The following is a 21,454-nucleotide window of genomic DNA, read 5'->3' as shown; positions in this document are numbered from 1 at the left end:
ATCACAAATGATGGTTAGTCTTTCTTACATCTTAAATCGGTGCTAACCTGACCATCAGGACTATTATATAAGTTTCCGTAGTACCAACCATCATCATTTAGTTCATTGTTAATAATCATTTCAAAGTATGGAACATGATTTATGTCTGTCATATAATAGTAAGAGCCATATGGCACAGGTGGCGACTGCGTAACACTTTAATATAACGGCTTCGCCAATCAGTATTGCTATCGCTTTTAAGAAGAAGTATATCAGTACTGAAGTAATGGCTTTAGCCTTTCCATCTCTTGACCTTCTTCACTCCAGAATAAGATCCCCAAACAAGTATTTCTCTAAATCAGGTACTAGAAAACAAAAACAAGAAAGTATCAGATCTCTAGAAGTCAATGAAAAACCATTTTATTGTATTTGTCGCAGTTGCCGGAGGCGACGGCGAAAAGCCAAATAAAAACGATCTTATCTTAATTTTTAAAGGGCTGACGTAAGGCAGACCTTCAAGAAATGAGATATGGACAGTAGCCCCTGCGGGCAGTTTAAACCATTTATTACAACACATATTATATCTTTAATAGGTAGGAAAACCACTGTAACCCGCATTCTACCGTAGTGGTTTTCCTACCACCTTAATCATCACTTACGCTTTAAATAATCCATTATTAGCTTTGGTTCAACCCCATTTGCCAATAGATTATCCAGGTACTGTTTAACTGAATCATCCAGTACCGGAACCTTAATCAATTTCTCAATGTTCATACTTGCCTCTCTACATGCTTTTCCATAATTTTCAATACTAGCCCTACCTAATAATTTCAATCCTTCAAATTCGGTACTAAACCATTTCAACCATTGGATGTTAACGAAACCATCCGAATCAAGCATACTATTACGAATGTATTTGATATCTTCATTACTAAATTTATTAATTACCTTTGAAAGATATGTTTCTGTAATGAATTCATTAATGCATTTACCAACATTTTCATTTGTCAGTACTGATACCTTTCTTAATGCATCTAATACGTATCTTACTTTTATTCCCTTAGTATTACCGAAATTAGATTTATCGGTACTGCTTAGAATAATCGCTTTGTACTTGTTGGACAATCTTGAATAGGACTTACCATTTAGAAATGTAACGACATTCGAATTATCACGTGTTGCTTTTGGTCTAGCCATAAATACCTCCGTAGTTTGTTATATTTTTTACTCCATGTTGCCAGTACTGAATTATCCGCAGTACTGGCATTTTTTATTTGATGAAAAACTTACTCATTGCACTATCTACTAATTTTTTATAGCCTTTATTACGGTTATATTCGCGTGTTACAATTCGTAGATTTGAAATATCATTATTATGAATATTACCATCCTCATGATCCACTTCAAAACCTTCGGGAATTTGGCCTTTATAATCCATGACCATTAACCATTTATGGATTGGATAATTGAATAGTTTACCATCAATTGTTAGACATAATTGTTTATATCCATTACCAGTACCATCATAGTTTTTATTGTTTGGTGTTAAAACTCTATCAGTTCCAGTACTGATATTACGAACAAGTCCACCATTTTTATAAATTTCAAAATTTCCAGTGGAAAAATAACTTCCATTATCTTTATAACTGAAAGTATGAATTGTTACTACACCATCCTTTGTTGTGTGTTTTAGACCAATGTTCATAATTTACTACTCCATGTAAACAACGAATCATTCCATTTGATTCGTATACGCTATGTGATTACGGCTGCGTATTAAGCCTTTTTACTACTAAAATTTAATATTGAATATTATTGCCCCTATTAGTAATCCACATAAAAACATAATCATCTTTTCATCGCCTCCTGAATTAGTTTATCAATTACCTTACTAATTCCCCCATTGTCCTTTAACCATTGTAATACATGTGGTGATACTACCATGTTAATACGTTCTGTCTTAGTTGGTTTACCTCTACTCATTTCAAGTATCTCCATTAATTTATAATTACATAAGTATTTAGTACCAATATAAAAAAACACGTCATAATGCCGCTGTTATCTACACTATAGGAAATTTATTTCGTTTTGTTCAAAATTATTTTATTCAGACATAAAAAAGCCGGATATATCCCGGCATTGATTTATTCATTGAATAATCGTTTCTGCAATTTCTTACAGTATTCAACCTTCGGTAATAGTTCTTTCGGTACTTCCTGACCATTCATCACATATGTAGTAATGAGATGGGACAATCTACCGCATTGCTTCCATTCGGCATTATCGCGGATATCCTGTCCTGTGACGGCACATACTGGTGCATTCTCTCCATTGGGGTATACACTCCCGGTTGCCTTAGAACACTTCCCATAATCAATTACAGGAGGTTTCATATACTCCGGTACTGGCTTCTGTTGTACCTTAACTGGTTCGGGTTTGTTGAATACATGAGTACCAACCACAATAGGTTGTCCTGCACAACCACATAACAATAGGGTAAGTATTAGTAATTTTTTCATAGGATACCTGTGCTTTTAAATGTATTGATGTTAGTTGGTTTTTTATCTTCTTCCGTAATCACATCACCATGTGAGGTGTATGCACTTCCATCCTTGCCAACTTCGAGGACAAAGTATACGCCCTCCTTCTTGGAGATCCCCAAACGATGGAATGTAGTATTACCACCACGATAGTGTATATCGACACTGTACTTATTTTTATCTATATGATGGAACTCCAAACGCTCTATAAGCTTCTGTAGCTCGCTCTCGATGGCATTACGTAGTTCGTATTCGGATGTGTCAAAGATGCTCTCATTGACGCTTACAAGCTCTTCTACGTTGATATGAATATCACGTAGTGCACCAATCTTGGCTTGTACTTCATCTAATGCTTCCTCTGCCTCTGCAATACCTTCGCGGTAGGTCGGATTCACCTTCTTACCTGCCGCCTTTGCCGTCTTAATCTTTTCATCATAAAATGCTACATCGCGTAATAGCTCGACTTCCTGCAATCTTAGTAGTTCCAATTCACTATTGTTATCACTCTTTACAAGTGTATCGAAGTTCAATCCCTTAATATGTTGGATTATCCCCTTTTCCAGTACCGAATAGTTCATTGACTTGGTATCGCAAATACCATCCTTTTCATTAATACATCGCAGGTAGTTATATGTATCAATCTTTCCATTACTTCTACGAGCATTCACGATATTGTTATACATTGCCCCGCCACATTTACCACATCGACATATAGTCGAGAAAATGGAATTTTTTACATATTCACCATCGTCATTTGTAGTGGTATGTGAATTGCCTACCGAATCTTTCACCTTACGATTCGAACTTAGTAACTTCTGGATGATCTCATAATCTTCGATAGTAATGATCTGCTCGTATACCATTTCATAGATACGTTCGTGATCTTCCTTTTCTCGCTTGAATGGACGTCCATATGAATCAATATCATCTACCATCTTATTCTTCTGAATCTCTACCAATCCTGTAACACTTCTATTCTGGAGTAGTTTATGTACGGATGCAGTATTCCATTCCTTAAGATAGTGATGATTTGCATTCATATGTTTGGCGATATCCTCACATGACATTCCGCCCTTACGAAGTCCAATAATGATCTTAATTGCACTTGCCGAATCAATTACCCCCGCCGCACCCAATCCATCTACAACCTTCTGTACTGATAATTTTGTCCACATGTACGGGAAGTATTCACCATCTTCATTTAATTTCTTGGCAATCAATCCACATGATAAACCAGACTTATAATGATTAAATGCTTTCAGTACCGTAACGGTATGTTTATTGGCCTTATATTGATTATTCTCAATATCGATCCAATATGGTGTTCTTTCGGTGATTACAGTACCAGTTGCCAATGCAATATCCCGACGGCGTTTCCATCCCTTGGCAATTCGTTCGCTCTTTTGTTGTGATTCTTCATTAGCCAATTGGGAGTATACGGATAGGATGATTGGATTGTTATTCACGATCATATTCATTCGTACTAGATGAATCTGAATACCACCCTTATTCATGAGACGTAGGATATCTTCCATTGCCTCATTCGTTTTCTTGCGGCTGATACGGTCTATTGCCTCCACTACGAGATGTGATCCCCAATAGATACCCGTAATGGCTTCCTGGTACCATCTACTTATCTCCCCCGAACGCAAGTTGGTCCCATCGTAAGCACTAATTCCACGGTCCACCATTTCTACGATTTCGTGTTTATCCAGTCCATTATTCTGTATGTAGTTTTTGATGTCCTGCTCTTGGCGGTCGAGACCACCGCCGGATAACTGTTCCTAACTAGATACACGGCTGTAAATGAATGTCTTGATCATCGTGGCTAACTCCCGGATAAAGCTGTATATTTCTCTGGTCGGACCATATTGTTATTTTGGAAAATGGTCAACTCCTTTGTATGATTATCATGCAAAAAAGGTTCTCGAGTCCGATCCGATGCCGGTGGATAAAGCCCTCAGCCTGACCAACATGCTCGCCGAACACGATATTCACGGTCTGATGTACGTCGATAACGCCATGCTTTATGAACGTCCGACCGGCCACGTGATCCGCACCACTAACTGGGCGCAGTCGTTGCCGGTTGAACAACGCCCGGTTTTCACCCAGGTGGATTCTCTGGCGCAGGCGGCGCGTGAAGTACAAGCGGTATGGAAATTCGCCCTTACCGACGAAAATATCCCGAAACTGCAGGCCTTCGCGCAGACCGTCGGCCAGAAACTGGGCCTGGAATGCGAATGGTCGTGGCACGATCAGGTTGATATCGCCCGCGCCGGCAATAGTAAAGGCAAACGCCTGGCGCAGTGGGTCGCCGCGCAAGGATTATCCATGCAGGACGTTATCGCTTTTGGCGATAACTACAACGACCTCAGCATGCTGGAAGCCGCCGGGACCGGCGTGGCGATGGGTAACGCGGTTGAGGAAGTAAAAGCGCGGGCCAAGGTGGTGATCGGCGAAAACGAAACCACCAGCATCGCCGACTTTATCAATCGTAACTTGCTGTAATCAGGCCGCGATCGACACGCTCTTAATTTGCGCATACAGCCACTGGCCTGGGCTGACACCCAGGTCATCCCGCGCCCACGGGCTAATTCGCGCCCATAGCGTTTTGCCGCTGACCGTAAGCTGTACCTCAATCTGACCGTTGGTTTCCACGCAGCCAACAACCTGTGCGCGCAGAATATTCCGGATACTGGTCTGTCGCGGATGCTCCAGCACCAGCGACACATCCGACGCCTGAATACGAATACGCGCCGCTTCGCCCGGCTCCCGCGCCAGTTGATTAACCCATAGTTGCTGATCGCCCAGCGCCAGCGCGGTCATCGCATATTGCGGATGCTGCGCGATCACCGAGACGTTAAGAATTGTGCTCTGCTGCTCCTGCGGCAGCCAAGGATGCATCACGCTGCTGCTCCAGACCGTTTCGAGATCGCCAAACGCCTTCACTTTCCCCGCCTCCAGCACCAGCACGTTATCGGCCAGGTGCTGAATTTCATCGAGCGAGTGGCTGACATATAGCATCGGGATATGGATCTCGCGCGCCAGTCTCTGTAAATAGGGGAGTAATTCGCGCTTGCGCGGAATATCCAGCGAGGCCAGCGGCTCATCCAGCAGCAGCAATTCCGGCGCGGTCAACAGGGCGCGGCCAATCGCCACCCGCTGTTTTTCCCCGCCAGACAAACTACCGGGCAGTCGTTCAAGCAGGTGCTCAATGCCCAACAACGCCACCAGCTTATCAAATTGCGCGGCCATGCTTTTGGCCATCCCATATTTCAGGTTGCCGCGCACTTTATAGTGAGGAAACAGCCGCGCGTCCTGAAACACATAGCCGATGCGCCGCTTCTCCGGCGCCAGGCAGATGCGCTGTCGCGCGTCATTGAGTACCCGACCATTGAGCACAATGCGCCCCTGCTGCGGCTGCGTCAGCCCGCCGATCGCATTAATCAGCGAGGTTTTGCCCGCGCCCGAGACGCCGAAAATTGCGGTAATGCCGCTGGCGGGCAAGGTTTCATGTACTTCAAGACAGTGGTTGCCCAGCGTCTGGCTAAAATCGAGCTCCAGCATAGTTATTTTCCCATCCGCTTACGGCTAAGGCGCGCCAGCCATTCGGAGACCAGCAGCGATACCAGCGCCAGGACAATAGAGATGATGCACAACCGCGCGGCGGCGCCTTCGCTGCCTGGCGTTTGAATCAGGGTATACATCGCGGAAGGAATCGTGCGCGTTTCGCCAGGAATGTTTGAGACAAAGGTGATCGTCGCGCCAAACTCCCCCAGCGAACGGGCGAAGGCCAGCACCGTACCGACAATAATGCCCGGCAGAGTCAACGGCAGCGTGATGGTGAAAAATACCCGCCAGCGATTAGCCCCGAGGGTGCGCGCCGCCTGTTCAAGCTTTACGTCCACCCCTTCAAGGGCGAGGCGAATCGCCCGCACCATCAGCGGGAATGACATCACCGCCGCCGCCAGTACCGCCCCCCGCCAGCTGAAGGCGAAAGTCAGACCAAACCAGTCGTATAACCAACTACCGATAAAGCCGCGTCGCCCCATGGAAATCAGTAGCAGATAGCCGACCACCACCGGCGGCAGCACCAGCGGTAGATGTATAATACTATCGAGTAACGCTTTGCCGGGAAAATGGCGGCGCACCAGCAGCCAGGCGAAAAAGATCCCAAAAGGTAAGCTGCAAACCACCGCCAGGGATGAAACTTTCAGGCTCAGCAGTACCGCCTGCCATTCGGGATCGCTTAAAATCATTGCTGTGTGGTGAATCCGTAACGTTTAAAGATAGCCGAGGCTTCCGGGCCTTTGAGGTAGTCGTAAAACGCGGTTACGGTAGCATTTTTATGCCCATCAACGATAGCCAGCGGATACTCGACTTTTTTGTGCGAATCCTCCGGGAAGGTGCCCACCACTTTAACCCCCTTGCTGGCGACGGCATCAGAGCCGTAGACGATGCCCAGCGGCGCTTCGTTGCGCTCCACCAGCGCCAGCGCTCCGCGCACATCTTCTGCCGGCGCGAGCTTCGGCGACAACGTCTCCCAGGCACCCAGTTTCTGCAGCGCTTCTTTCGCGTAAATCCCCGCCGGCACGTGATCCGGATCGCCGACCGCCAGACGCCCGCCTTGCAGCAGGCTGACCCAGTCGGTTTTATCATTAATGGCGATATCGCCGCGATCGCTGGCTTTCGGCGCCACCACCACCAGGCTATTGCCCAGCAGCGTGGTGCGGGAAGCCGTATCGATTGATTTTTTGTCTACGGCATAGTCCATCCATTTCTGATCCGCAGAAATAAATAGATCGGCAGGCGCGCCGGCTTCAATCTGGCGCGCCAGCGTAGAGGAAGAGGCAAAGGAAGAAACCACCTCGACATGACGCTCTTTTTTATACGCCTGGGCGATATCCTGCATAGCGTTAGTTAACGACGCCGCGGCAAAAACGGTTATTTTGCCGTCCTGCGCCAGCGCATGACCAGAAACGCAGAGCGTTAATACCGCCCCGGTGAGAAAACGCGACCATTGACCTGCCATTGGAAACTCCTGCTTATTCGTTATGTAATAAATAATATAACGACTATGGTGAGAATTTCACAGCGCCAATTAAGGGTAATCAGGATGAGGACAAAAGAAAACGCCCGGCGGGCCGGGCGTTGGGGAAATCAGTGGTTTTGCTGGCTGCTGTCTTTATGACCGGCGCCGGAGAAAAGGTTGAACACTTCACCGAGACCGTAAATCAGACCGAGGATGACCGCCATCACCACAGGTACCATGACGACAGCAAATACCAGACTTTTCAACAGCTCTAACATGGTTGGCTCCAGATAGTACGAATATTTCATTGTAACCATTTTGGCCGGAAAAACACGCCCCATTTGTGCGGTGCCTCGCCGCCGCGGCAGATGGCTGTTGCAAGATAGGCGCTATCGTTCACAATACGCTTTTTACGTCAGGAATTGATTATGCAGGCCGAAATCCTTCTTACGCTTAAACTTCAGCAGCGCCTGTTCGCCGATCCTCGCCGGATCGCCCTACTCAAGCAGATCGATCGGACTGGCTCAATTAGCCAGGGGGCGAAGAACGCCGGTATCAGCTATAAAAGCGCATGGGATGCGATCAACGAAATGAACCAGCTCAGCGAGCAGTCGCTGGTCGACCGCGCCACCGGCGGTAAAGGCGGCGGCGGCGCGGTGCTGACCCGCTATGGCCAGCGGTTGATTCAGTTGTACGATCTGTTGGCGCAGATTCAACAAAAAGCCTTCGACGTACTAAGCGACGATGACGCCCTGCCCCTCGACAGTTTGCTGGCGGCGATTTCCCGCTTCTCGTTACAAACCAGCGCCCGCAACCAGTGGTTCGGCACCATCACCGGTCGCGACCACCAGCAGGTACAGCAACATGTCGACGTGCTGCTGGCGGACGGCCAAACCCGTTTTAAAGTCGCCATTACCGCACAAAGCGCCGACCGTCTCGGGCTCGATGAAGGCCAGGAAGTGCTGGTGTTGCTGAAAGCGCCGTGGGTCGGCATCACGCTGGATCACGCCGTGGCGCAGCAGGCGGACAACCAGCTTACCGGGCGCATTAGCCACATTGAACGCGGCCCGGATCGGTGTGAAGTCATCATGGCGTTGCCGGATGGGCAAAACCTGTGCGCCACGCTGTCAACGGCGCAAATTGACGGTTTGCAGGAGGGCGCGCAGGCGATCGCTTACTTCAATGCCGATCGCATCATTCTGGCCACCTTATGCTAATGGCATTGACTTTATTGCCGTGAAGACGTATCCCTGAAGTACAACGCTGCAAAAAGTGGGATACACAATGTCATCATTGCAAATTTCGCAAGGCACGTTTCGCCTTAGCGATATAAAAACCTTACATATCGATCGCCTCACGCTACGTGCTGGCGAAAGCTGGGCTTTCGTCGGCAGTAACGGTAGCGGTAAATCGGCGCTGGCCAGAGCGCTGGCCGGCGAACTGACTCTACTCAACGGGCAGCGCGAAAGCACATTTCAGCGTACGACTCGCCTCTCCTTCGAACAGCTGCAGAAACTGGTCAGCGACGAGTGGCAACGCAACAACACCGATATGCTTAGCCCCGGCGAAGAAGACACCGGACGCACTACCGCAGAAATCATCGAAGATGAAAAACGCGACCCGGAACGCTGTGCCCGGCTGGCGGAGCAGTTTGGTATTAGCCACCTGCTGACGCGGCGCTTTAAATATCTGTCGACGGGCGAAACCCGCAAAACGCTCCTCTGTCAGGCGCTGATGAGCGATCCCGACCTGCTGATCCTCGACGAACCGTTTGATGGCCTGGATGTCGCTTCTCGCCAACAGTTGGCCGACCTGCTGGCCAGCCTGCATCAGGATGGCATCACCCTGGTACTGGTTCTCAACCGCTTTGATGAGATCCCGGAGTTTATTGAATATGCCGGCGTGCTGGCGGATTGCACGCTGAGCGAAATCGGCGAGAAACAGGCCTTACTGCAACAGGCGCTGATTGCCCAACTGGCGCACAGCGAGAAGCTTACTGGCATGACGCTCCCGGAACCGGATGCTCCCGCCGCGCGACACGATTTAGCGGAGAACGCTCCGCTTATCATTCTTAACGACGGCACGGTATCGTATAACGATAAAGCGATCATTAATCAGCTAAGCTGGACGGTGAATCCCGGCGAACACTGGCAAATTGTCGGTCCCAACGGCGCGGGCAAATCCACATTGCTGAGCCTGATCACCGGCGACCATCCGCAGGGTTACAGCAACGACCTGACGCTGTTTGGCCGCCGCCGCGGCAGCGGCGAGACCATCTGGGATATCAAAAAACATATTGGCTATGTCAGTAGCAGCCTGCATCTGGAATACCGCGTCAGCACTAACGTGCGTAACGTGATCCTTTCCGGCTATTTTGATTCGATCGGCATTTATCAGGCGGTCTCTGATAAACAGCACAAGCTGGTCCAGCGCTGGCTGGATATTCTGGGCATTGATAAACGCACCGCCGACGCCCCGTTCCATAGTTTGTCGTGGGGACAGCAGCGGCTGGCGCTGATCGTTCGCGCGCTGGTTAAACACCCGACCTTACTGATACTCGATGAACCTTTACAGGGTTTAGATCCGCTGAATCGTCAACTGGTACGTCGTTTCGTTGATGTTTTGATTGGCGAAGGGGCCACGCAGCTGCTGTTTGTATCGCATCATGCCGAAGATGCCCCTGACTGCATTACCCACCGTCTGGAGTTTATTCGTAGTGGAGACGGTTACACTTACCACCTCGGCACACTGGCAGAATAGCGCTATACAGGGGTCTGCGGATCCCTGTATTTTTTCAGAGAAATAACCAAGAATCACAACAACTAACTGTTTTATAAAAGATTATATAAAATCAGTCTTAATGTTGCACCAAGTGTAAACGATTCCACTATTTTAGCCTGTGTCACACTTTTGCCTTCTTTGGTATGCTATCTTCTTCTCACACGATAAGCCTATTGGAGCGAATCATGAAAGTACTGGTCACAGGTGGTAGCGGTTACATTGGAAGTCATACTTGCGTACAGCTGCTGCTGCAGGGACATGATGTGATTATTCTCGACAATCTCTGCAACAGTAAACGCAGCGTATTGCCGGTCATTGAACGTCTCGGCGGCAAGAAAGCCACCTTTGTCGAAGGCGATATTCGTAATGAAGCGCTGATGACGGAAATTCTGCACGATCACGCCATTGAAGCGGTGATCCATTTTGCCGGCCTGAAAGCCGTCGGCGAGTCCGTCGCCAAGCCGCTGGAATATTACGACAATAACGTCACCGGTACACTGAAATTAGTTTCCGCTATGCGCGCAGCCGGCGTTAAAAACTTTATTTTTAGCTCCTCCGCGACCGTCTACGGCGACCAGCCAAAGATCCCTTATGTTGAAAGTTTCCCGACCGGTACCCCGCAAAGCCCCTACGGTAAAAGCAAACTGATGGTTGAGCAGATCCTCGCCGACCTGCAGAAAGCCCAACCGGACTGGAGCATCGCGCTGCTGCGCTACTTCAACCCGGTCGGCGCGCATCCATCAGGCGATATGGGCGAAGATCCGCAGGGTATCCCGAACAACCTGATGCCGTATATCGCGCAGGTTGCCGTCGGCCGTCGCGAATCACTGGCGATTTTCGGTAACGACTACCCGACCGAAGACGGCACCGGCGTGCGCGACTACATCCACGTGATGGACCTCGCCGACGGCCACGTCGCCGCCATGGAAAAACTGGCGAATAAAGCCGGCGTGCATATCTACAACCTTGGCGCAGGCGTCGGCAGCAGCGTGCTGGACGTGGTCAACGCCTTCAGCAAAGCCTGCGGTAAACCGATTAATTATCACTTCGCGCCGCGCCGCGATGGCGATCTCCCAGCCTACTGGGCTGATGCCGCCAAAGCCGACCGCGAGCTGAACTGGCGCGTGACGCGCAACCTTGACGAAATGGCGCAGGACACCTGGCACTGGCAGTCCCGTCATCCGCAGGGTTATCCGGACTAATCGCCTAAAGGAAAGGCTCTAAGGAAATACCATGACGCAATTTAACCCCGTCGACCATCCGCACCGTCGTTATAACCCGTTAACCGGGCAGTGGATTCTGGTTTCACCGCATCGTGCCAAGCGCCCCTGGCAAGGGGCGCAGGAGACGCCGGCAAAACAAACGTTGCCCGCGCACGATGCGGATTGTTTCTTGTGCCCGGGTAATACCCGCGTCACCGGCGACACTAACCCGAATTACACCGGCACTTACGTGTTTACCAACGATTTTGCGGCATTGATGACCGATACGCCGGACGCCCCGGAGAGCGACGATCCGCTGATGCGCTGCCAAAGCGCGCGCGGCACCAGTCGGGTTATCTGCTTCTCGCCAGACCACAGCAAAACGCTGCCGGAACTGAGCATTGAAGCACTGGAAGGCGTGGTTAAAACGTGGCAAGAGCAGACCGCGGACCTTGGGAAAAGTTACCCCTGGGTCCAGGTCTTCGAAAATAAAGGGGCGGCGATGGGCTGCTCCAACCCGCACCCTCACGGCCAGGTTTGGGCCAACAGCTTCCTGCCTAATGAAGCGGAACGTGAAGACCGTCTGCAAAAAAAATATTTCGCTGAGCAGGGTTCACCGATGCTGGTGGATTATGTGCAACGCGAACTGGCCGACGGCAGCCGTACCGTTGTAGAAACCGAACACTGGCTGGCCGTGGTCCCCTATTGGGCAGCCTGGCCCTTTGAGACGCTGCTGCTGCCAAAAGCGCATATTCAGCGCCTGACCGATTTAACCGCAGCCCAGCGCCACGACCTGGCGCTGGCGCTGAAAAAGCTGACCAGCCGTTACGACAACCTGTTCCAGACCTCCTTCCCCTACTCCATGGGCTGGCACGGCGCGCCGTTTAATAACGAAGATAATCAACACTGGCAGCTGCACGCTCACTTTTACCCGCCGCTGTTGCGCTCCGCCACGGTGCGCAAATTTATGGTCGGTTACGAAATGCTAGCCGAAACCCAGCGCGATCTCACGGCGGAACAAGCCGCCGAAAAGTTACGTGCCGTTAGCGATATCCATTTTCGTGAATCAGGAGTTGAACAATGAGTCTGAAAGAGAACACCCAGGCGCTGTTTGCTGAACAGTTTGGCTACCCTGCCAGTCACGTCATTCAGGCGCCGGGCCGCGTCAACCTGATTGGCGAACATACCGATTACAACGATGGTTTCGTGCTGCCGTGCGCCATTGACTATCAAACCGTAGTCAGCTGCGCGCCGCGTTCCGACCGTATCGTGCGGGTCATTGCCGCCGATTATGACAACCAGCGCGACGAGTTTTCCCTCGATGCGCCCATCGTTAGCCACGACACCCAACAGTGGTCAAACTACGTCCGCGGCGTGGTCAAACATCTGCAAAAGCGCAATAGCCACTTCGGCGGCGCCGATCTGGTCATCAGCGGCAACGTACCGCAGGGCGCGGGGTTAAGCTCCTCGGCGTCGCTGGAAGTCGCCGTCGGCACCGTGTTCCAGCAGCTGTATCATCTGCCGCTCGACGGCGCGCAAATCGCCCTTAACGGCCAGGAAGCGGAAAACCAGTTCGTCGGCTGTAATTGCGGCATTATGGACCAGCTTATTTCGGCGCTGGGTAAAAAAGATCATGCGCTGCTGATCGACTGCCGTACCCTTGGCACCAAAGCGGTGTCGATGCCGAAAGGCGTCGCGGTGGTGATTATCAACAGCAACTTTAAACGCACGCTGGTGGGCAGCGAATACAACACCCGCCGCGAACAGTGTGAAACCGGCGCGCGTTTCTTCCAGCAGCCCGCTCTACGTGACGTTGAGCTTGCGCAGTTTAATGCCGTGGCCCACGAGCTGGATCCGATTGTGGCGAAACGCGTGCGTCATGTATTAACCGAAAACGCTCGTACCGTTGAAGCGGCGAAGGCGCTGGCAAACGGCGACCTGCAGCGCATGGGCGAACTGATGGCGGAGTCTCACGCTTCCATGCGCGATGATTTTGAAATCACCGTACCGCAAATTGATACGCTGGTTGAGATTGTCAAAGAGGTTATCGGCGACAAGGGCGGCGTGCGGATGACCGGCGGCGGCTTTGGCGGCTGTATCGTTGCCCTGATGCCGGAAGCATTGGTTGAAAAAGTACAGCAGGCGGTAGCCGCTCAGTATGAAGCGAAAACCGGCATTAAAGAGACTTTTTACGTCTGCAAACCATCCCAGGGAGCCGGCCAATGCTAACGCCAACCCGCGAACTCGCGCCCGACGGACAGCCGTGGAACGTGATAACGCTGCGTAATAACGCCGGGATGACCGTAACGGTGATGGACTGGGGCGCGACGCTACTCTCCGCGCAAGTGCCCCTTGCCGATGGCAGCCTGCGCGAAGCGTTACTTGGCTGCGCCACGCCGCAGCAATATCGCCAGCAGGCGGCATTTCTGGGCGCGTCCGTCGGCCGCTACGCTAACCGTATCGCCAACAGCCGCTTCACGCTCGATGGCGAAATCGTGAATTTAACCCCGTCGAACGAGGCCGGCCACCAGCTCCACGGCGGGCCGGACGGCTTCGACAAGCGCCGCTGGCAAATTGTCAGCCACGACGACAGCCAGGCGCTATTTGCGCTCGACTCCGCCGATGGCGATCAGGGCTTCCCGGGCCATCTGCAGGCAACCGCGCGCTATCGCCTGACTGACGATAATCGTATCGCCATTGAGTACCGCGCCACAGTTGATAAGCCCTGCCCGGTCAATATGACTAACCATGTCTATTTTAATCTCGACGGCGTGCAGGGCGATGTGCGCCACCACCGCCTGCAGATCTTCGCCGATCAGTATCTGCCGGTAGAGAGCGACGGTATTCCGTATGGCGATTTGCGCGACGTGGAGTACACCAGTTTTGATTTCCGCGCGCCGAAGGTGCTTGCCGGAGAGTTTCTTGCCGATGCTGACCAGCAAAAAGTGAAAGGTTACGATCACGCCTTTCTGCTGCAGGCCAAAGGCGACGCCCGCCAGCCGGCGGCGCATGTCTGGTCGCAGGATGAAAAGCTACAGCTGACGGTGTATACCTCGGCCCCGGCGCTGCAGTTTTATTCCGGTAACTATCTCGGCGGCACGCCATCGCGCGGCAGTCAACCTTACGGCGACTGGCAAGGGCTGGCGCTGGAGAGCGAGTTCCTGCCGGACTCCCCCAATCATCCGCACTGGCCGCAGCCAGATTGCGTATTACGGCCCGGCGCCGAGTACGTTAGCCTGACGGAATATCAGTTGATCGCCAGATAACGCCATAGCCCTCCCTGCGGAGGGTTTTTTTTCGCCTTTTTGCTGTAATTTGCACCGTTGAAAGACAAAAAGCTAACCTGTGTTTTACAAGCATCTTACACTGCGTCACTATTTTCGCTATGGTTAGGGATAAGCATTGCCGTGAGGTAAATCACGGCAATATAATGAGAATAGTTATCAATCAATAAACACATACACCACAGTAGTCGGGTTGCGTGTAGGAGGAGTAAGAGAATGGCTGTAACTAAGCTGGTACTAGTCCGTCACGGCGAGAGCCAATGGAACAACGAAAACCGTTTCACCGGTTGGTACGACGTTGACCTGTCTGAAAAAGGCGTTAGCGAAGCGAAAGCGGCGGGTAAACTGCTGAAGGAAGAAGGCTTCAGCTTTGATTTTGCTTATACCTCCGTGCTGAAACGTGCCATCCACACCCTGTGGAACGTGCTGGACGAACTGGATCAGGCCTGGCTGCCGGTTGAGAAATCCTGGAAACTGAACGAACGTCATTACGGCGCGCTGCAGGGCCTGAACAAAGCCGAAACCGCCGAGAAGTATGGCGACGAGCAGGTTAAACAGTGGCGTCGCGGCTTTGCCGTCACCCCGCCGGAACTGACCAAAGATGACGAACGTTATCCGGGCCACGATCCGCGTTACGCGAAGCTGACCGATGCGGAACTGCCGACCACCGAGAGCCTGGCGCTGACCATCGACCGCGTCGTACCTTACTGGAACGAAACCATTCTGCCGCGCCTGAAAAGCGGCGAGCGCGTCATTATCGCCGCTCACGGTAACTCCCTGCGTGCGCTGGTGAAATACCTCGACAACATGGGCGAAGACGAAATCCTCGAACTGAACATCCCGACCGGCGTACCGCTGGTGTATGAGTTCGATGAAAACTTCAAGCCGATCAAACACTACTACCTGGGCAATGCTGACGAAATCGCTGCGAAGGCCGCGGCCGTCGCCAACCAGGGTAAAGCGAAGTAATACGCAACTGAATTATTTCGGCAACAAAAAAGCGTGGAATTTTCCACGCTTTTTTGTTTTTAGCTATCGCTGGCGCAACGCGAAGGCAGCCAGCGATGGCAAAGCACAGGCTAGCCGCGGCGCGCTTTAACCGCATCCGCCAGCTGGCGCAGGATGGTCTCGGTATCTTCCCAGCCGATGCAGGCGTCGGTCACGCTCTTGCCGTAGGTCAGCGGTTCGCCGCTTTCCAGGCTCTGATTGCCTTCCACCAGGTGGCTTTCAATCATCACACCCATAATCGCGTTTTCACCGCCGGCAATCTGCTGGCACACGTCGGCGCCGACTTCCATCTGCTTTTTAAACTGCTTGCTGGAGTTAGCGTGGCTGAAGTCGATCATGATTTGCGCCGGCAGACCGGCTTTTGCCAGACCCACTTTAACTTCGGCAACGTGCTGAGCGCTATAGTTCGGCTCTTTACCGCCGCGCAGAATGATATGGCAATCGCTGTTGCCGCTGGTGTTCACAATAGCGGAATGGCCCCACTTCGTTACCGATAAGAAACAGTGCGGCGCGCCAGCTGCGTTGATCGCATCGATAGCGACCTTGATGGTGCCATCGGTGCCATTTTTGAAGCCAACCGGGCACGAGAGGCCGGAAGAGAGTTCACGGTGCACCTGGGATTCAGTGGTACGCGCGCCGATTGCGCCCCAGCTCATCAGGTCCGCCACATATTGCGGGGTGATCATATCAAGGAACTCGCCCGCCGCAGGCAAACCGATGTCGTTGATTTCCAGCAGCAGCTTACGCGCGATACGCAGCCCGTCGTTGATGCGGAAGCTGTTATCCATATGCGGATCGTTAATTAGCCCCTTCCAACCGACGGTGGTGCGCGGTTTTTCAAAATAGACGCGCATAACGATTTCCAACTCGCCTTTGAGCGCTTCACGCAGCGTCAGCAGGCGGCTGGCGTACTCTTTCGCCGCGGCAGGGTCGTGAATAGAGCACGGACCAATTACCACCAGCAGACGATCGTCGTTGCCTTTGAGGATGTTGTGGATCGCTTTGCGAGCATGTGCAACGGTATTGGCAGCATTTTCGGTAGCGGGGAATTTTTCCAGGAGCGCAACGGGAGGTAATAATTCGTTGATCTCTTTAATGCGTAAATCGTCGTTCTGATAATTCATCTTCTTTCCAGGCGTTGCCATACTTATACAATGAAATGCAATCCTTCCAATCTATCTCTTCGGTCAAAAAGTGTAAACGTGATTTTACACTGACGATGGAATAATCCTGGAATTAGGGAAAAATACGCCATAAAGTAGCGAAATCCCGCCAGCCAACTACAATTTTTAACTGCAACATCCAATTAAATGTTTATTTTCAGTATTATATTTTAAATCCTCACGCTAAGGCGGAGTGTTAAACCATAGCACCGCAGATCCCTGGCACATCTCTGTTGGCCGCGTTTAGCCAACAAATCGACTAAGCAGGAGTATCCGATGAATATGAATAAACTCACAGCCCTACTTATCACCGCCACCTTAAGCTTAGCCAGCGGCGCCGCACTGGCCGCCGATAGCGGCGCGCAATCGAACAACGGCCAGGCCAATTCCGCCGCTGATGCCGGACAGGTTGCGCCCGATGCCCGTGAAAACGTGGCGCCTAATAATGTCGATAACGACAAAATTAACTCCGGTGGCACCATGCTTCACCCTGATGGTTCGACGATGAATCATGACGGAATGTCGAGCGACGAGGTCCATAAAAACAGCATGTGCAAAGATGGACGCTGTCCGGATACGGATAAAAAAATGGAAAGCGGCAATGGTATGAACCACGATGCCAGCAAAACGGATGGCACTACGCAGTAATTGAAACGGGTAAGAAAAGGGATCGAGGTGACCAACGTTCACCTCGATCCCTTTGTTCGCTGAATTTCGGTAAGATGTCATAGTGTAATAATGATAACTATTAAAGGATGACATCATGGCGCATGCACATTCACCGACCCCTGCTGGCGAAAACAGTAACGCCAACCGGCTGCTTTGGGCTTTTATCGTAACCGCCGGTTTTATGATTATTGAGGCCATCGGCGGCGTCATTTCCGGTTCGCTGGCCCTGCTGGCCGATGCCGGACATATGCTCACCGACTCCGCCGCCCTCCTGTTCGCTCTGCTGGCGGTACGCTTCTCCAGCCGGCCGCCAAATAGCCGCCACACCTTTGGCTGGCTGCGTTTAACCACTCTCGCCGCCTTCGTCAACGCCATCGCCCTGGTAGTCATTACCATTTTCATCTTCTGGGAAGCGGTACAGCGTTTTAACCATCCGCAGCCGGTCGCGGGAAAAACCATGATGGTTATCGCCGTCGCCGGACTGTTGGCCAATATTCTCGCCTTCTGGATCCTGCATCGCGGCAGCGCCGAAAGTAATCTTAACGTTCGCGCGGCGGCGCTACATGTACTGGGCGATTTGTTGGGTTCCGTCGGCGCCATCGTGGCCGCTATCGTGATTCTGATGACCGGCTGGACGCCGATTGACCCGATCCTCTCGGTGCTGGTGTCGTGTTTAGTGCTGCGTAGCGCCTGGCGGCTGCTGCAGGAGAGTATGAATGAGCTGCTGGAAGGGGCGCCGCGCTCGCTGGATGTCGAAGCATTAGGCCGCGATCTACGCCGCTCGATACCTGAAGTCCGCGACGTTCATCACGTTCACGTCTGGCTGGTAGGGGAAAAACCGGTGATGACGCTACATGTACAGGTCGTGCCGCCACACGATCATGATGCGCTACTTGATAGCATCCAGCATTTTATTGAGCATAAATATGAAATTGAGCATGTGACGGTACAGATGGAGTATCGCCCCTGCAGCGGCCCGGAATGCCACCTGAATCTGGCGCATTCCGGACATGAGCATCATCATCACCATTAACGTGAAAGCGCGTGAGAACCTCGCTCACGCGCGCTGTTAATCCACATCCGGCTGCCGTTCAGGGCAATGAACGTGAGCAGCAAATACTCCAGCGACATCGCGTACACGCCCTGCAGAGCGAAAATCACCACGCTGATGACGTTGATGATCACCCACAGCAGCCAGTTCTCCACGTATTTACGCGTCATCAATACCATCGCGGCAATCGACAGCACCATCATGCAGGAATCCCAGAATGGGAAAGCATCGGGTTCCAGCGTCGGCATCGCCACCTGTAGCCCGAGCATTTGCATCAGGTTGACGGCGATGCGGGTCAGGAAGGCAAATACCGGGTTAATAAACACCGTCATCAGGCCGATAGCCACTACGCAGCCTGCCAGCCAGGCCAGCGCTTTTGGCAGCGGCAGCCAGCGAATTTTCAGTTCCGCTTCGTTATCGCTGGTCTGCCTTGACCACGCGTACCAGCCGTAAACGTTCGCCGCGAAGAAAAACAGCTGCAGCAGCAGGCTGGCGTACAGCTGGATCTGGAAGAAGATGATCGCAAAAAGCGTTACGTTCACCAGGCCGAAGGCATAGTTGCTGATTTTTTCCAGGCTCGCCAGCCAGATGCACAGCAGGCCGGCGATGGTCCCCACCGCCTCAATCCACGACAGATCGTAGCCGCCGGCGCCGATCGGTATATGCACTAAAATATTCTGCGTACTGAAAAAATCCATTTTATCCCCTAAGCGTAACGCGACGCGGTAATGAGTTATCCCCGTAGTGTAGCCGCAAATTCCAGCATACGGTTAAGCGGAATTAATGCCCCGGCACGCAGTTTGGCGTCGACGTGAATTTCGTGTTCAATGCCGCCCTGCTCTAACCCTTGCGCTATCGCTTTCAGGCCGTTCATCGCCATCCACGGACAATGGGCGCAGCTGCGACAGGTTGCGCCCTCACCTGCCGTAGGCGCTTCCAGCAGCTCTTTTTCCGGTACCGCCTGCTGCATTTTATAGAAGATCCCGCGATCGGTGGCCACGATAAGCTGGCGCTGCGGCAGGCTTTTCGCCGCGGCAATTAATTGGCTGGTTGATCCTACCGCATCCGCCATGTCGACAATCGCCTGCGGTGATTCCGGATGCACCAGGATCGCCGCATCGGGGTAGAGCCCCTTCATGCGCGCCAGCGCCTGGGTTTTGAATTCATCATGGACGATGCAGGCGCCCTGCCAGCACAACACGTCGGCCCCGGTCTGGCGCTGTACATAGCGACCAAGATGGCGGTCCGGCGCCCAAAGTATCTTTTGTCCGAGGCTATCGAGATGTTCAATCAACTCCACCGCGATGCTGGAGGTCACCACCCAGTCGGCGCGCGCTTTTACCGCCGCTGACGTATTGGCATAGACCACCACGGTGCGATCCGGGTGAGCATCGCAAAACGCATTAAAGTCATCAATGGGACAGCCGAGATCCAGCGAGCACTCCGCATTCAGCGTCGGCATAAGGATGGTCTTTTCCGGACTAAGAATTTTGGCCGTTTCGCCCATAAAACGCACTCCGGCAACCAGCAGCGTGGAGGCCGGGTGACGCGCGCCAAAACGCGCCATTTCCAGCGAGTCGGCAATACAGCCGCCGGTCTCTTCGGCCAGTTGCTGAATTTCAGGATCGGTGTAGTAATGCGCCACCATCACGGCGTCGCGTTCACGCAGCAGGCGTTTAATTTTCTCGCGGTAAAACGCTTTTTCGTCACGGTTCAACGGTTGTGGTTTTGGCGGGAAAGGATAAATCGCCGTTTCAGGATCAAACATTACGCTCATCATGCAATCTCGTTTTACTGGCTTAACTTTGAAACCGTAAATATCGCTATGTATCGCCTTAATACGGTTTCTGTGTTTTATATGCTAAACAAGATAGCCGATCGCAAGCGAAATGTCGTGATGAATTTTGTATTCCCCGGGGACGATGCTGCGCATCTTCCCGGGCTACCGGTTCGTGCCTTATTGAGCCACGGCAAGCGTAGTGCGAACATGGAGTCGATTGTAGAGAATGACGCATAGCAAAAAGGCGCCTTTAGGGCGCCTTTTTACATTGGTGGGTCGTGCAGGATGACTCGGCTTCGCCTCGCCCTACGGGCCGTTGCTGACGCAACGTTATCCTTCACGTTCAACATCAAAGTTCAATGTTGAATGGTGGGTCGTGCAGGATTCGAACCTGCGACCAATTGATTAAAAGTCAACTGCTCTACCAACTGAGCTAACGACCCCTTGCGGGACTTTACTGCTGTAATCATTCAGGATGGTGGGTCGTGCAGGATGACTCGGCTTTGCCTCGCCCTACGGGCCGTTGCTATCGCAACGTTATCCTTCACGTTCTACCAGAAACCACCGTTAAAGATTGGTGGGTCGTGCAGGATTCGAACCTGCGACCAATTGATTAAAAGTCAACTGCTCTACCAACTGAGCTAACGACCCTAAGGGTGTTACCTGAAAGATTTTGTACTCGGCACCATCATTTTAGATGGTGGGTCGTGCAGGATTCGAACCTGCGACCAATTGATTAAAAGTCAACTGCTCTACCAACTGAGCTAACGACCCGAGTGGTGGGTGATGACGGGATCGAACCGCCGACCCCCTCCTTGTAAGGGAGGTGCTCTCCCAGCTGAGCTAATCACCCGAAACTGCGCTGGATACTACCGATACTGCTTCCACCAGAACGATTGGTGGGTCGTGCAGGATGACTCGCTTCGCTCGCCCTACGGGCCGTTGCTGAAACAACGTTATCCTTC

At 51.9% G+C, this 21,454-nt stretch carries 20 protein-coding genes, 4 tRNA genes and 3 pseudogenes; 11 read left to right on the top strand and 16 right to left on the bottom strand.

Annotated elements, in window-relative coordinates; genetic code table 11:
- Positions 1–630 precede the first annotated feature (630 nt).
- The 5 genes and pseudogenes from PGR09_RS02695 to PGR09_RS02675 form a co-directional block, all read right to left on the bottom strand.
- Entirely contained in the window at positions 631–1,176 is a 546-nt protein-coding gene (locus PGR09_RS02695; protein ID WP_315709685.1) for a hypothetical protein, read from the bottom strand.
- 73 nt (positions 1,177–1,249) lie between these two features.
- Complete coding sequence (locus PGR09_RS02690) at positions 1,250–1,684, bottom strand: HNH endonuclease signature motif containing protein (RefSeq protein ID WP_315709684.1); 435 nt, start codon at positions 1,682–1,684, stop codon at positions 1,250–1,252.
- A gap of 439 nt (positions 1,685–2,123) precedes the next feature.
- Positions 2,124–2,498, bottom strand: a complete 375-nt coding sequence (locus PGR09_RS02685; RefSeq protein WP_315709683.1) for a hypothetical protein — start codon at positions 2,496–2,498, stop codon at positions 2,124–2,126.
- On the bottom strand, positions 2,495–3,694 hold the full coding sequence (locus PGR09_RS02680) for a recombinase family protein (RefSeq protein ID WP_315712734.1): 1,200 nt from the start codon (positions 3,692–3,694) through the stop codon (positions 2,495–2,497). Before PGR09_RS02680 ends, PGR09_RS02685 begins: the two co-directional genes overlap by 4 nt.
- A gap of 201 nt (positions 3,695–3,895) precedes the next feature.
- Positions 3,896–4,273: pseudogene (locus PGR09_RS02675) on the bottom strand (recombinase family protein); the annotation flags it as partial.
- Positions 4,274–4,412: 139 nt separating this feature from the next.
- Here PGR09_RS02675 and PGR09_RS02670 point away from each other — a divergent pair.
- A pseudogene (locus tag PGR09_RS02670) lies at positions 4,413–5,027 on the top strand (pyridoxal phosphatase); the annotation flags it as partial.
- Here the strand turns inward: PGR09_RS02670 and modC are convergent.
- The 4 genes from modC to PGR09_RS02650 all read right to left on the bottom strand — a co-directional run bounded on the left by modC (position 5,028) and on the right by PGR09_RS02650 (position 7,829).
- Positions 5,028–6,086 carry a molybdenum ABC transporter ATP-binding protein ModC gene (modC, locus tag PGR09_RS02665; protein ID WP_045395080.1) on the bottom strand — a complete coding sequence of 353 codons (1,059 nt, stop codon included), beginning with the start codon at positions 6,084–6,086 and terminating at the stop codon, positions 5,028–5,030.
- 2 nt (positions 6,087–6,088) lie between these two features.
- Positions 6,089–6,778: a molybdate ABC transporter permease subunit gene (modB, locus tag PGR09_RS02660; protein ID WP_015367643.1), complete on the bottom strand. Its 690-nt coding sequence runs from the start codon at positions 6,776–6,778 to the stop codon at positions 6,089–6,091.
- Positions 6,775–7,551 carry a molybdate ABC transporter substrate-binding protein gene (modA, locus tag PGR09_RS02655; protein WP_316422461.1) on the bottom strand — a complete coding sequence of 259 codons (777 nt, stop codon included), beginning with the start codon at positions 7,549–7,551 and terminating at the stop codon, positions 6,775–6,777. Before modA ends, modB begins: the two co-directional genes overlap by 4 nt.
- A 128-nt stretch (positions 7,552–7,679) precedes the next feature.
- Positions 7,680–7,829 carry an AcrZ family multidrug efflux pump-associated protein gene (locus tag PGR09_RS02650; RefSeq protein WP_045395091.1) on the bottom strand — a complete coding sequence of 50 codons (150 nt, stop codon included), beginning with the start codon at positions 7,827–7,829 and terminating at the stop codon, positions 7,680–7,682.
- Positions 7,830–7,979: 150 nt separating this feature from the next.
- Here PGR09_RS02650 and modE point away from each other — a divergent pair, with 150 nt between their 5' ends.
- The 7 genes from modE to gpmA all read left to right on the top strand — a co-directional run bounded on the left by modE (position 7,980) and on the right by gpmA (position 15,787).
- On the top strand, positions 7,980–8,768 hold the full coding sequence (gene modE, locus PGR09_RS02645) for a molybdenum-dependent transcriptional regulator (RefSeq protein WP_430915771.1): 789 nt from the start codon (positions 7,980–7,982) through the stop codon (positions 8,766–8,768).
- A 67-nt stretch (positions 8,769–8,835) separates the two neighbouring features.
- Positions 8,836–10,311 carry a molybdate ABC transporter ATP-binding protein ModF gene (modF, locus tag PGR09_RS02640; protein ID WP_045395083.1) on the top strand — a complete coding sequence of 492 codons (1,476 nt, stop codon included), beginning with the start codon at positions 8,836–8,838 and terminating at the stop codon, positions 10,309–10,311.
- A gap of 206 nt (positions 10,312–10,517) precedes the next feature.
- Positions 10,518–11,534, top strand: coding sequence for a UDP-glucose 4-epimerase GalE (gene galE, locus PGR09_RS02635; RefSeq protein ID WP_045364697.1), 1,017 nt, complete (start codon positions 10,518–10,520; stop codon positions 11,532–11,534).
- Positions 11,535–11,565: 31 nt separating this feature from the next.
- Positions 11,566–12,618 (top strand): galactose-1-phosphate uridylyltransferase, encoded by a 1,053-nt coding sequence (galT, locus tag PGR09_RS02630; RefSeq protein WP_047049199.1) that lies wholly within the window; start codon positions 11,566–11,568, stop codon positions 12,616–12,618.
- Positions 12,615–13,763: a galactokinase gene (gene galK, locus PGR09_RS02625; protein WP_045395085.1), complete on the top strand. Its 1,149-nt coding sequence runs from the start codon at positions 12,615–12,617 to the stop codon at positions 13,761–13,763. The genes galT and galK overlap by 4 nt, the downstream gene beginning before the upstream one ends.
- Entirely contained in the window at positions 13,757–14,800 is a 1,044-nt protein-coding gene (gene galM, locus PGR09_RS02620; RefSeq protein ID WP_430915770.1) for a galactose-1-epimerase, read from the top strand. The genes galK and galM overlap by 7 nt, the downstream gene beginning before the upstream one ends.
- A 234-nt stretch (positions 14,801–15,034) precedes the next feature.
- On the top strand, positions 15,035–15,787 hold the full coding sequence (gene gpmA / locus PGR09_RS02615; RefSeq protein WP_015367652.1) for a 2,3-diphosphoglycerate-dependent phosphoglycerate mutase: 753 nt from the start codon (positions 15,035–15,037) through the stop codon (positions 15,785–15,787).
- Positions 15,788–15,897: 110 nt separating this feature from the next.
- Here gpmA and aroG read toward each other — a convergent pair whose 3' ends face one another.
- Positions 15,898–16,950, bottom strand: coding sequence for a 3-deoxy-7-phosphoheptulonate synthase AroG (aroG, locus tag PGR09_RS02610; RefSeq protein ID WP_289577183.1), 1,053 nt, complete (start codon positions 16,948–16,950; stop codon positions 15,898–15,900).
- A gap of 315 nt (positions 16,951–17,265) precedes the next feature.
- Here aroG and PGR09_RS02605 point away from each other — a divergent pair, with 315 nt between their 5' ends.
- Positions 17,266–17,637 carry a YbgS-like family protein gene (locus tag PGR09_RS02605; RefSeq protein WP_047049202.1) on the top strand — a complete coding sequence of 124 codons (372 nt, stop codon included), beginning with the start codon at positions 17,266–17,268 and terminating at the stop codon, positions 17,635–17,637.
- A 115-nt stretch (positions 17,638–17,752) separates the two neighbouring features.
- The gene (gene zitB / locus PGR09_RS02600) at positions 17,753–18,691 is read left to right on the top strand and encodes a CDF family zinc transporter ZitB (RefSeq protein ID WP_047078419.1); all 939 of its coding nucleotides are present in this window, start codon (positions 17,753–17,755) and stop codon (positions 18,689–18,691) included.
- On the opposite strand, the gene pnuC is transcribed toward zitB, so the two are convergent.
- Positions 18,688–19,407 (bottom strand): nicotinamide riboside transporter PnuC, encoded by a 720-nt coding sequence (pnuC, locus tag PGR09_RS02595; RefSeq protein ID WP_015367656.1) that lies wholly within the window; start codon positions 19,405–19,407, stop codon positions 18,688–18,690. The genes zitB and pnuC overlap by 4 nt on opposite strands.
- 35 nt (positions 19,408–19,442) lie before the next feature.
- A complete protein-coding gene (gene nadA / locus PGR09_RS02590; RefSeq protein ID WP_047049507.1) occupies positions 19,443–20,486 on the bottom strand; it encodes a quinolinate synthase NadA in 1,044 nt (347 codons plus the stop codon).
- Positions 20,487–20,534: 48 nt separating this feature from the next.
- Between nadA and PGR09_RS02585 the strand changes: the two are divergent.
- Positions 20,535–20,673: pseudogene (locus tag PGR09_RS02585) on the top strand (hypothetical protein).
- A gap of 183 nt (positions 20,674–20,856) precedes the next feature.
- Here PGR09_RS02585 and PGR09_RS02580 read toward each other — a convergent pair.
- The 4 genes from PGR09_RS02580 to PGR09_RS02565 form a co-directional block, all read right to left on the bottom strand.
- Positions 20,857–20,932, bottom strand: a tRNA-Lys gene (locus tag PGR09_RS02580).
- 132 nt (positions 20,933–21,064) lie between these two features.
- Positions 21,065–21,140, bottom strand: a tRNA-Lys gene (locus PGR09_RS02575).
- Positions 21,141–21,187: 47 nt separating this feature from the next.
- Positions 21,188–21,263: transfer RNA gene (locus PGR09_RS02570), tRNA-Lys, on the bottom strand.
- A 3-nt stretch (positions 21,264–21,266) separates the two neighbouring features.
- Positions 21,267–21,342, bottom strand: a tRNA-Val gene (locus PGR09_RS02565).
- Positions 21,343–21,454 lie beyond the last annotated feature (112 nt).

This window comes from Klebsiella sp. 141251 (assembly GCF_050600725.1).
Taxonomy (GTDB): Bacteria; Pseudomonadota; Gammaproteobacteria; order Enterobacterales; family Enterobacteriaceae; genus Klebsiella; species Klebsiella aerogenes.
This window is presented reverse-complemented; position numbering and strand designations above follow the sequence as displayed.